We start from the raw sequence: 11,950 nt of genomic DNA, 5'->3' as shown, positions 1-11,950 counted from the left end.
AAAACCACAACTCAATGTTGTGGTTTTTTTATGTAATGTGCTGCTAGGATACGGATTGCCTTTTTTGAATTAATTTATATAACAGCAACTCAAATGCTAAAGATTTTTCCATTGCACCTGTTTTTATTTGAGCGTCGGTTTCTGTTAACAAAGCAATGGCTTCTTTTAGTTCTTTCGTTTGAAATTTCGCTTGTCGTGTCATAGATATTTTGGCTACGTATGGGTGAATTTTTAACTGTGACACGATCTGTTGCTGCGTGTATCCCTTTTGCTTCAATAACTTCACATGAAGCAATGTACGGTACTGAGATGCCACTAGAGCAATTAGTGCAATGGGATCTTCGTTCATCTTTTCTAAGTCTTTCGTAATATTAATTGCTTTTGCTAAATCGTTTATCATGATAGCATCCATTAATTTTAAAGCAGAGCTATTCTCCTGGCTTGATAAAAGAAGTTCTGCATCTTCTATCCGAATGGTATTCCCTTCTCCGACGTATAAGGCCAATTTTTCCATTTCGGAATGAATAATCATAAGGTTTGTACCAATTTCGTTTATAAAATAGGTCATTACCTCTTCAGAAATAGACACTCTGTGTTCCTTTGCAATCGTTGCTAGAACTTCCTGCATATTCCACTCTTTAAGTGGTTCACACGCAACTGTTTTTGCTGTCTTTTTTAAACGCTTCACTATTTTTTTACGTTCATCCACTTTTTCATATGGCGCTACAATAACTAAAATAGAATATGGCGCTGGATTTTCTAAATAATCAACTAATACTTCAGGTAAATGCTCTACTTCGGTTTTAGCTGGCTTTGCTCTGAGAAAATCTGCATTGGATGCAAAAATAATCTTACGTTCTCCTAAAAAAGGAAAAGTTTCAGCATCTTGAACAACTTCTTGAATTGCAGTTTCTTCTAGATCATAAATCGACAAATTCGTATCTTGCTCGTCCTGGTCCATACCATTTGAAATCAACGATTGTTTTAATGCTTCGATCATATATCTTTCCGAACCGTGAAAATAATAGACAGGTGCAAACTTGCCTTTTTTCATCTCTTCAATTGTTTTTAAATAACTCATCTGCTCCACTCCATATGTAAAGATCTTTTCCAACATAATTTAAATAATTTGTGTCAATCCTTTTTAACAGTTGAAAAATATTTAATTATGTTTTATTGTATAATAAGATTGGACTATTGAAAAGTAGTCAGAATGTATCCATTTTTATTTACATAATAAAGAGAGGAGCAACTTTATACTCCCCTCTGCAATCTATATCAACGCAACTTCATTAGCCCTAGGTAACTAACCAAGCTACGATATTGTCTTATATATAGATTGACCTGATATCCTAAATATATAGGTGTTAACTCTTGCTAAGTAAGGGAATCCTGTGATATGGATGAAAAACTTTGACTAAGGAGGTTTTGACTATGAATGAATTTGAAAAGGATGTTCAGTCGAAACGACATGACATTTTCGATGCTGGATTTGGATTTGTTTTCTCATTTTTATTTTTCATGATTATTTTCTTTATTGGTGTCATTTTCGATGCCATTGGTTCGTAATACCAGAAATTTTGTTATCTAAAGATTTAAGAAATGAGAACGAGGCTAACAACATTAGTCTCGTTTTTTATCTTTTTTTATTTGGAGACGTAACTGATTATTCATGGTACTTTATCATATGGCAAGTAAGGGAAAATGGTTCCACTTTCCTCTGAGAATTTATAGATAATTGCACCACTGTGGTCTGTTCTTAAAATCATTATTCCTTTATTATTTAAGCGTTCTACTACCTCTTCATGTGGATGGTGATAACGATTATTTTGCCCAACTGAAATGACAGCATAGTCAGGTTTTACTGCTTCTAAAAAAGAATCAGATGTTGATGAATTACTACCATGGTGAGCGACTTTTAAAATGTCTGCATCTAAATTCGGATATTGATTGATAATCTCATACTCACTAGACTCCCCGATATCTCCTGTAAAAAGCCATGTTTGAGAGCCAAATGTGCTGCTGAAAACAAGTGAATTTTCATTTTTATCAACTTGATCACGCCATGGATAATATAATTGAAATGGTTGATGCTCAAGGACTAACTTTTCTTCTCCTTTTACCGTAACATGTTGAAATGACGGATTCGTTTTCATATAATCCACTACAATATTTTTTTCAAAAAATGGACTAGTGATGATTTGATCTACCTGATACTCTTCTAATATAAAAGGTACACTTCCGATATGATCGAGATCTGCGTGAGACAATATAAGAGCATGGATTTTACTAATTCCTTTTGATTTGAAAAATGGATCAATCACTAAATCAAAAGTTCCTTTAGAAGCATTGGAAAAATCACTGTTTAGCGTACCTCCGGCATCAATCATATAAACAGCTTTTCGATAAGGTAATTCAATCACAATAGCATCTCCTTGTCCGATATCCAAAACGGTAATATAGCCATAACGATCCAAATAAGGCTTTAAGCTAATTAAAATAAGTAGTACTATAATACAGGATCCAGCTAATAAAGCTTTTTTTAATTGGTTCTTATCCCAAAAATAAAAGCAAAGATATAATAATACATAATACGGTAGAAAATATGTGGAAGGAAATGAACCGATCACCCATGCTGATGGCATTATGCCATCAATTACGTTTAACAAATCAAGAGCCAAGGTATGAACCGAACTAAATAGTTGATCTAATACAGTCACAATAGTGGGTATAAAACTACTGACTAGAATTAGTAATAATATCGGCATTACAAACAAGGTAAAGTACGGAATAATGAGGAGGTTAATTAGAATTGACAGTGGTTGAAATTCATAAAAATGATGCAATTGCAGTGGTAGTATTACAAGCATACTGATCAGTGAAATTCGTAACAAGATCCATGCATAACCCAAAACAGATTGATTTAATAACTTTCTTGACAATAAGATGGCATATGTTACTACGAAACTAAATTGAAAGGCTAATGAATAAACAACATACGGTTCAACCCATATCATCGTCAAAAATACAATACTCAAAATATCTGTACCAGCTATCCGTATAGGGATTTTCGTCATAACAATCACAACAATCGCTAAGAGGCTAGCCCTCCATACTGACGGTGCTGCACCAGCGATAAATGGATAGAAAGGCAATAACAGTAATAATATAAGCTGTGCTTTTTCGATGGTAATGCGAAATACAAACAATAACACAAAATAAACAATACCGAGCAGCAAACCCACATGTAACCCTGATATTGCGAGTAAATGGGATAAATTCCATGTTTGAAAGAGTTCTATGGTATCATCTGTTAATTGATCTCTATCTCCAAATAATAGAGCAGAAAGCCATTGATAGGTCACACCACTCACTTGACTGTTGATTTTTTCTAAAAAATTGTTCCGTAATTGAAATATTTTTTGCAGCGGAGCTTGTCCTTCACAATTACTTTGCGACATAGATTGTATAATGAATTGTGATTGAATATTTTGAGTGGCCAAATAATGCCTATAATTAAATTGACCTGGATTTCTAGATATAGGGATCTCTTGAAATTCCCCACTTAATTCACACATAGCACCTGTTTGAAAAGTCGAAATTTTTTCTTGGAATTGTTTAATAAAATAATATACTTCAATACGTTCACCAGTATGAGCTGCCATCTTAAAACGAAGAAAACTATCGGTTTGCTCAACATAGGAGATAATCTCACCAGTGATTTCCGTTTCGTTACTGATATCGCTTACAGATGGCAATGAGGGGATATAATGATAGGATAAAAAACCAAAAAGCAAAAGAGTGAGGATAAATTTTTTGTTTAATCGTCGAAACAGACAGAAGTAAATCACTAAAATAAACAACATTACAGCTATTACTGATTTATCCATATCTTTGACGATAAATGCCAACGTATACATGATTACAAACCAATGCAGTTGTTGATACAAAAACAAATCCCCCCCTCGTCTAAGTTTAAGGTTTTAAGCTTATGTAATGTTGATCTAATTCTACTTTCTCTACATAAACATTTGCTTCTTTAAAAAGTTCAATGGCATATGGATGGTTTTTATAATCTTCCGCATAATAAACCGTTTTTATGCCACTTTGAATAATCGCTTTACAACAATTTAAACAAGGAAAATGTGTTACATATATTTCGGCATTTTCAGTAGAAGCGCCAAACTTGGCACATTGTAATAAGGCATTCATTTCTGCATGAATGGTTCGTACACAATGTCCGTCGATCACATAGCAGCCTTCATCGATACAGTGAACACTTCCAGACACACTTCCATTGTAACCACCTGCAATAATTCGTTTATCTCTTACAATCGTTGCTCCTACCATTAATCGCTGACATGTGCTTCGTAGTGCTAATAAGTGACTTTGGGCCATAAAATATTGGTGCCATGATATTCTTTCCATCTGATATCAACCCTTTCTCCTTCAATCGATATATAAATTGTACCGATTGACTAAGGAAGCGTCAATAAAGTGAGACCAAAATTGCGGGATAAGCTTACCAAAAGTTAACAACAGGTTGTCCTTCTTTTTGATTCTTTGTTAAAGCTCGAAACGTGATTTGAGGAGTTATATATGATTACATTGCTTTATTTCTATGGTACTCTTACATAGTCTTCCATTTTTTCTACTGTCTTTTTACCTATTCCTGATACGTTAGTTAAGTCCGTAATTTTTTCGAAGCTTCCGTAGGTTTCACGATATTTAACTATTTCAGCAGCTTTTACTTCACCTATCCCTGGTATGGTTTGTATTTCCTCGGCAGTAGCAATGTTTATTTTTATCTTGTCGTCCCCCGCAGTTGAACTGATAATTCCCGAATTAACGTCAGTCTCACCGACTGTTGGAACATATATTACCATTTCATCATAAGTACGTTCCGCCAAATTAAGACTTTGGACTTCAGCATTTTTCAAAAAACCTCCCGCCTTTTCAATTGCATCTTTTACACGATCTGATTCACTTACTACGTACACCCCAGGCATTTTTACCGCTCCCTTTATATCCACCATATTTGTGACCTCTTCTACCGCTGTCACCTCTTCATTTTCATCCTTCTGAAAGTCCTCAATACTTGTCTCTTCTAATGAAGGTACAACGTTATCTTCCGCAGGTTCCACTAAAAGCCAAATTATTAATATAATTGCCAACAAAAGTATATACCAATTTTTAATTAACCATGTCATGAATATCATTCCTTTATCATAGGATAGTAGAGTTGTTCATAGAATGTTTTAAAACCAACTAGGGAGGCGAGACAAAATGAAATGGGGAATTATTGGAACGGGAAATATGGGGGAAGTCTTAATTACAGCATTTTTAAATTCCAATCTGCTAAGCCAAGAAGACCTTTATATCCACAATCGAACTGCGGCAAAAGCATATGCAATTCAAAATAAATATCCAAACATTCATGTAAAAGAAAATATATTTGAATTAGTAAATAAAGTTGACACTGTATTCTTATGTGTAAAACCTGGTGACATGGTCGATTGTTTAAGAGAGATCGAATCCATATTAACGGAAAAGCAATTAGTTGTATCCATTACAAGCCCATTATCCATCAGTGAGATTGAATCGTTAGTATCATGTCAAGTAGCGAGAATGGTACCAAGTATAACCAATTACGCTTTAGCAGGAGTGAGTCTTTTATCCTTTGGTTCGACAATAGATCCTTATCGAAAGGAGCTATTTATCAAGAAGTGCCAAAATTTTTCAGAGCCAATCGAGATCGAGGAAAATGTTATGCGGATAGCGTCTGACATCGTCTCATGTGGTCCTGCCTTTTTTTCGTTTTTAGCAGAGAACTACATTCAGGATGCTGTAAAACATACAGAGATTACTGCAGAACAAGCAACATTATTAATGGAAAAAATGTTTATTGGTTTCGGAAAATTATTAGCAGAAAATCATTTTACGTTACCTGAACTAATTGATAAGGTTTGTGTAAAAGGTGGGATTACAGGAGTAGGTATTGCTTCAATGGACAAAAATCTTAATGGACTGTTTGAAAAGTTAATACAACAAACGCATCATAAATTTAAAGAAGACAAAGAGATGATAGCGAATAAAATGAAAAGCTAATTCTTAACACTATGCAACTGAAATGTCACTTCCAACTACATTTCAGTTGCTTTTTTCATTTAGGAAATACTTCTAATTATTACCCGGGAAACCGCATAAAACGACTTTATCCTGATAAAAAAGTAGAAATTTGTATTCTTGCTAAATATTTTGTAATAATTTCCACCTGTTTTTCGAGAATGATTTTTAGAACCAGTTATACGGTTATACAGTAGTGCGAATAACCTCCTCTACTTCTATGTATTAATCATCTCCACACGGTCCCTTCCTGCTCGTTTGGCTTGGTAGAGTCCATCATCAGCCTCTTTGTATACAGTTTCAAAACTTGTTTGTTGATAGGTGGTAGCAACGCCTATACTAACAGTAATATTTTCATATTCATAACCATTTACGTTGATCGAATATTCTGATAATTTTTTTTGGAATTGATTTGCTAAATTAGTTGCTGCATCTGCCTTCATTTCTAATAAAACGGCAAACTCTTCTCCACCAATTCTCCCTACGACCACATGATACTCTTTCGTTGCAAAAAACTCAGTTAGTACTTTTGCAAATTGCTTTAAAACTTTATCACCAATTAAATGACCATACTGATCATTAAATTGTTTAAAATGGTCAATATCCAGTAATAACAACGAAATAGGAAAATGATCTTTATTTATCTTTCGGTTGAATTTCTCAATAAATGAATGTCGATTACAGATGTCTGTTAAAGTATCATAATGTGCTAACGTATATAAACGATTCTCTATTAGCTTTTTTTCCGTAATGTCAGTAAACACAATTAACATCAGCTCTTGTCCATAGTATCCAATTGGTACAATATTAACATGTAAAAAACAAGTAGAATCCCCCACCTTTACTTTCCATTCAAATGACGATGTTTTTTTAGCATACAAACTTTTTTTGATTTTTTCAGTGTTAAATAAATTTTCAGCTTTCTGACCAATAAGCGAATGTTCATCTTTAGTAGGTATCCACTTTTGAATGATTTCAAATCCCGCTTTATTAATTTCTAATAAATTAAATTGTGTATCGAATAATAAAATACCTTCAACTAAAGACTCCAATATTTTACTGCGAGAAACTGGCCATATCGCATTAAAATCATAACGCTTAAAGATAAAAATCAGCATAAAACTCATGAGTGAAAAAGATAATGCCACCTGACCTGGTATATCGAACGACATATAAGGCAAAATTAATACGGAAAGCAATGGGAGTAGAATGGCAGTAGATGACAGGACATGACTTAATCTGAGGTGTGTTGGTAAATCATGCATATTCCTTAACAAAGTGAAAACAGGTAGTAAAGTTAAAAATATTATATAGGACACAAAAAACATTCCCATTGATGTAGACGTTGTGATAATCTCAGTTAAACCATGAATTGTCTGAACAGATACCTCTGACCTCATCCATTGGTGAGATGAATTAGTAAATATTAAGACAATTCCTATTATTGCAGGAATACTTAAATATGTCATATATCGTATGTTTTTTTGTGGATTTGTATCCGCTAGTTCTCTCGCAAATCCAAAAAGAAACACCGGACATAAAAACAATGCAATTTGTTGGAAATTTCTAAGCCATACCATTGCATTAAAATCTTGAACGTACAATTCCAGAGCCGTTAAGATCATAAATAAACTGGCAAGAATTAAACTTATCGAAAGTAAAACTCTGCTGAAATTTACCGGTCTTTTTAACAAGACGATGGAGAAAAATAATATTAAGAAACCCATCGTGGTAATATAAAGTGTATATGGTTCAATTGATTGCATTATGAATCCCCCGAGTAGAAAATAAACCATTGCATAAAAAAATAGTTTTACATACCTTATTTATATTCGTTATGAATCGTTGAATTCCTGCAAATTTTGTAAAAAAAATTATAAATATTATAGCGACTCTTCGGTAGCTACTTTGGTGAATCAACTGATACGATAAGGACTTTCATCACTCGTTTCATGAATACAACTAGCTTCTGGAAGCTCGATTAAGAAAAGCGCAGAGCGTCCGTTTAGAAACGTAGCGACTAGAGCGAATCAACTGAGATAAAGGAATCACGGTGAGTTTACGAACCGATGATGACTTATCGTAGGGCGATTCGTAAAGTCGCCTAGTTTCTGGGGTTCAGAGCTAGACATGATAATGCTTATATGCTTTCTTTACTCAGTACAAAAGCACTTGGAAAGTAATCCAAGTGCTTTCTTTTCTTTATTCTGATAGTTGATCAACAGACACCATATATTTTTGTTCTGGACTATCAATAGGATGCACGGTTGCATGACCTGTCCCTTGGTCTACATGTTCTATATAAACATTATCTCCATTATATGTTACCCTTCGCATATCGGCGGACTCCATAATTTCTTGTGCTCGTTGTGCATTCATAACATATCCTCCTATAATATAGAATTTATGAAGGATAGTCTTAACTATTTATCGTTAATTATGTATTTAATTCTTATTTTTGTTTAGGTTTCTTCTATTGATTGTTGCTAAAATAAATACCATAATTCCCCCAATCCCGATTCCTATTGCTAGACCTAATAATATGTTATCAAATATAAAACCCAAGATGAAGCCTACTACTAAAGCATAGATGCTTTCCATAACAATAATTCTTTTCATACTCATACTCTTAATCTCCTCCCATGAATCATTGTAAAATAAGTATATCGAAAAAGAGAATAAGTAAACACTGTTTTATCAGAATTCATTTAGAAAGATTTCAAAAGAAATGTTTAATAAAGAACCTGAATCAGTGACATATATGATTCACCGATTCAGGTATTAATTAATTTGCTTTCGCCTTTTGCGATGCTGTTTTTTTGGTTGATTTCTTTCGTTTGGCAGGCTTTTTTTGTTTTTTCGTTTTATTTAAAGACTTTTCAAGAGCTTCCATCAAGTCTGTAACATTATCTTTTTTAGCTGGTTCTTTTGCAGTTGATATTTCTTCGCCGTTTTTCTTCTGTTCAATCAAATCTAATAACGCTGTCCGGTATTCATCATGATATTTTTCTGGCTCAAAAGTAGTTGTTAATTGTTCAATCAACAATTTAGCAGTCTCAATTTCTTTTTCGACAATATTTGTTTCCTCTGGAACATTTGGTACTTCTTGAAAGTCACGTACTTCATCTGGAAAATAGATGGTTTCCATAACCAGTGTATTCTCATAAATACGTACTACTGCTAAATGCTCCTTTGATCGAATCGTTATTTTTGCCAGACCAATTTTACCAGTTTCCTCCAAAGCTTTCCTCAATAATCCATAGGCTTTGGCTCCACCATCATTTGGTGATAAATAATAACTTCTGTCAAAATAAATCGGATCAATTTCCTCTAGTTTAACAAAGTCGACAATATCAACAGCCTTATCTTCTTTTTCTTCTTTAATTGCCTCTAAATCTTCTTCTTCTAAAATCACAAATTTATTTTTTGTATACTCGAATCCTTTTACAATATCGTCATGGTTAACTTCCTTCTCACAAACAGGACATACTTTCTCATATTTGACAGGAGACTGACATTCCTTATGAAGATTTCGGAGTTTAATATCCTTATTTTCTGTTGCAGAGTGTAACTTTACTGGAATATTTACTAATCCAAAACTTATCGTACCTTTCCACATTGTATGCATCTTATCACCTCTTCTATTATTTTTACTAAATCCCTTATAATCATACAAAGTTTAGTTAAAAATAATAGTGAGTAACTGATTCATTTTTTTCTAACTTAAGAAAAGGGGAACTTAATAATGTGGAAACCAATGTTACCAACGTTAGTCGAAGAAGTACCAATTAGTGACAAATGGTATTATCAGGTTAAATATGATGGTTTCCGTTGTGGGTTAGAATGGACAGATCATTCGATCACATTATGGAGCCGTAATGGAAATGATTTAACTTCCTCTTTTCCTGAAATTGTATCCTGGTGTGAAAATAATAAAAAGAAGTATCAAGAAGACCTGCCAATGTTTCTTGATGGAGAGTTAGTTCAGTTCATCACTCCATTTCATACTAATTTCGAACTCATACAATTACGGGCACGTTTACAGTCGTATTCGAAAATAAATCATTATCAGCATAACAACCCTGCTTGTTTTGTTTGCTTCGACATTTTGTCTGTTAATGGAACAATGCTAGAAAAGAAACCTTGGCTGGAAAGAGATAAACGTTTATCAAAATTATTTGGCGAAGAGACTGAAATCGTACAAAAATCTCCTACGTTTAAGAATGTAAAAACTGTAGAAGCTATCGTTCATTTGCACCAGGCAGAAGGGATTGTCGCAAAACTTGCCAATTCATCCTATCAAAAAGGAAAAAGGACCCAATCGTGGCAAAAAATCAAAAATTTCCGTATTATTCAAGGAGTAATTACGAAGTGGAATATGGAAAACGATTATTTTACTGTCGCGCACTATTTGGGCGATGATTTACAAGTATTAGGTAAATGTCGAAATGGTTTCACTTCTGATCAGAAACAGACTTTAATTGACTTTATAAAACAACATGGACAAAAATTTAATGCAACAACATGGAAGGTCAAACCATCCATTTGTATCGATATTCATTGCTTAAGTGCAACGGACCAGGAAATAAGAGAACCTTCGTTTCATCAATTTCGTTTTGATTTAGAACCTGCCGATTGTACGGATAAAGCAGTTAAATTAGGTCTCTCACAATTGCCACAAGAGGTTACTTTGTCAAAATTAAGCAAGCGCTTATTTCCACATGCAACAAAGTTAGATTATTTAAGTTACTTAAGATTTACTGCTCCTCTATTACTAAATAAATTAAAGGATCGACTTTTAACACTAATCCGTTATCCCGATGGAGTAGATCAACATTCTTTTTATCAAAAACATATACCTGACTATGCACCAGATTTTATCGAAAGTAGAATAACAGACAATGGTGATAAGCATATGCTCTGTCAGGATCTTAGAAGTTTAATCTGGTTTGGCAATCACGGTGGAATTGAGTTTCATGTTCCATTTAACAGAGTAGGAAAAAAGGATCCAGATGAAATGGTTTTTGATTTAGACCCACCAACTTTAGAATATTTTCAATTAGCTGTAAAAGCAGCTTTGTTAATTAAAGAGATGATGGAACATCAGGGATTCATACCTTTCGTTAAAACCTCAGGCAAAACTGGATTACAAGTTCATATTCCTATTCAAGGATTAACGTACCAGGAGACCAGAACGATATTAGAGGCCGTTGCAAAAGTATTGATCAATGAGTATCCTGATCTTTTTACAATAGAAAGATTAATTAAGAACCGAGGCAACCGACTTTACGTTGATTATGTGCAGCATGGACCAGGGAAAACAATTATCGCCCCTTATTCCGCTAGGGCGACAAAAGAAGCGACCGTAGCAACTCCACTTTATTGGGAAGAAGTAAATGATCAATTAAACCCGTTAGACTTTACTATCCAAACAGTCCCTAAGCGACTTAAGGAAAAAGGTTGTCCATTTAATAAGTATTATCAACTGCTTCTTTCACCTTAATTCTTTGAATTTGTTTATTGTCATTTGTCCAGGCATCTATCCGATCGTTTACTTCCAAATCATTTAAATTGTGCTTCTTTCCTTCAACTATTGTATTGTCCTTATAAGCTAACGTTTCTGTCCCATAAGAAGCATCAAGTTCATCAGGAATAGGCGCTATCTCCAGTGTGGCTGTATTTATCTTTATTATGATGTAATTGAAATAATCAGGTTGGTCTGCCACAAACTTATCATATGTTTGGTCTTGATAATCGTATTTTTCCACATGTGGCTGACATCCAGCGAGAAGTATAATAAGAAATACGAACCATTTATTCATTA

Annotated in this window: 11 protein-coding genes and 1 pseudogene; 3 read left to right on the top strand and 9 right to left on the bottom strand. The window is 33.8% G+C overall.

Going from position 1 to position 11,950, the window contains the following annotated elements; genetic code table 11:
• Positions 1–43: 43 nt before the first annotated feature.
• Positions 44–1,081 carry a DNA polymerase III subunit delta gene (gene holA / locus BUC25_RS09590; RefSeq protein WP_073201644.1) on the bottom strand — a complete coding sequence of 346 codons (1,038 nt, stop codon included), beginning with the start codon at positions 1,079–1,081 and terminating at the stop codon, positions 44–46.
• Between the two features lie 353 nt (positions 1,082–1,434).
• Here holA and BUC25_RS09585 point away from each other — a divergent pair, with 353 nt between their 5' ends.
• Positions 1,435–1,569, top strand: a complete 135-nt coding sequence (locus BUC25_RS09585; RefSeq protein ID WP_073201643.1) for a YqzM family protein — start codon at positions 1,435–1,437, stop codon at positions 1,567–1,569.
• A gap of 101 nt (positions 1,570–1,670) precedes the next feature.
• Here the strand turns inward: BUC25_RS09585 and BUC25_RS09580 are convergent, their stop codons facing one another.
• The 3 genes and pseudogenes from BUC25_RS09580 to BUC25_RS09570 all read right to left on the bottom strand — a co-directional run bounded on the left by BUC25_RS09580 (position 1,671) and on the right by BUC25_RS09570 (position 5,210).
• Positions 1,671–3,950, bottom strand: coding sequence for a DNA internalization-related competence protein ComEC/Rec2 (locus tag BUC25_RS09580; RefSeq protein WP_084543432.1), 2,280 nt, complete (start codon positions 3,948–3,950; stop codon positions 1,671–1,673).
• A gap of 31 nt (positions 3,951–3,981) precedes the next feature.
• Positions 3,982–4,428 (bottom strand): annotated as a pseudogene (locus tag BUC25_RS09575) (ComE operon protein 2); the annotation flags it as partial.
• Between the two features lie 191 nt (positions 4,429–4,619).
• Positions 4,620–5,210, bottom strand: a complete 591-nt coding sequence (locus BUC25_RS09570) for a helix-hairpin-helix domain-containing protein (RefSeq protein ID WP_073201641.1) — start codon at positions 5,208–5,210, stop codon at positions 4,620–4,622.
• A 76-nt stretch (positions 5,211–5,286) separates the two neighbouring features.
• Between BUC25_RS09570 and comER the strand changes: the two genes are divergently transcribed.
• Positions 5,287–6,108 carry a late competence protein ComER gene (comER, locus tag BUC25_RS09565; RefSeq protein ID WP_073201640.1) on the top strand — a complete coding sequence of 274 codons (822 nt, stop codon included), beginning with the start codon at positions 5,287–5,289 and terminating at the stop codon, positions 6,106–6,108.
• Between the two features lie 236 nt (positions 6,109–6,344).
• Here comER and BUC25_RS09560 read toward each other — a convergent pair whose 3' ends face one another.
• The 4 genes from BUC25_RS09560 to ku all read right to left on the bottom strand — a co-directional run bounded on the left by BUC25_RS09560 (position 6,345) and on the right by ku (position 9,754).
• Positions 6,345–7,892 (bottom strand): diguanylate cyclase, encoded by a 1,548-nt coding sequence (locus tag BUC25_RS09560; protein ID WP_073201639.1) that lies wholly within the window; start codon positions 7,890–7,892, stop codon positions 6,345–6,347.
• A gap of 436 nt (positions 7,893–8,328) precedes the next feature.
• Positions 8,329–8,505, bottom strand: coding sequence for an H-type small acid-soluble spore protein (locus BUC25_RS09555; protein WP_073201638.1), 177 nt, complete (start codon positions 8,503–8,505; stop codon positions 8,329–8,331).
• A 66-nt stretch (positions 8,506–8,571) separates the two neighbouring features.
• On the bottom strand, positions 8,572–8,751 hold the full coding sequence (locus BUC25_RS09550; RefSeq protein ID WP_073201637.1) for a hypothetical protein: 180 nt from the start codon (positions 8,749–8,751) through the stop codon (positions 8,572–8,574).
• A 160-nt stretch (positions 8,752–8,911) separates the two neighbouring features.
• The gene (ku, locus tag BUC25_RS09545) at positions 8,912–9,754 is read right to left on the bottom strand and encodes a non-homologous end joining protein Ku (RefSeq protein WP_073201636.1); all 843 of its coding nucleotides are present in this window, start codon (positions 9,752–9,754) and stop codon (positions 8,912–8,914) included.
• 117 nt (positions 9,755–9,871) lie between these two features.
• On the opposite strand from ku, the gene ligD reads away from it, so the two are divergent.
• Positions 9,872–11,629: a DNA ligase D gene (gene ligD / locus BUC25_RS09540; RefSeq protein WP_084543429.1), complete on the top strand. Its 1,758-nt coding sequence runs from the start codon at positions 9,872–9,874 to the stop codon at positions 11,627–11,629.
• On the opposite strand, the gene BUC25_RS09535 is transcribed toward ligD, so the two are convergent.
• On the bottom strand, positions 11,595–11,948 hold the full coding sequence (locus tag BUC25_RS09535) for a hypothetical protein (protein WP_073201635.1): 354 nt from the start codon (positions 11,946–11,948) through the stop codon (positions 11,595–11,597). The two genes, ligD and BUC25_RS09535, sit on opposite strands and share 35 nt — an antisense overlap.
• Positions 11,949–11,950 lie beyond the last annotated feature (2 nt).

This window comes from Gracilibacillus kekensis, from assembly GCF_900143085.1.
Classification (GTDB): Bacteria; Bacillota; Bacilli; order Bacillales; family Amphibacillaceae; genus Gracilibacillus; species Gracilibacillus kekensis.
This window is presented reverse-complemented; position numbering and strand designations above follow the sequence as displayed.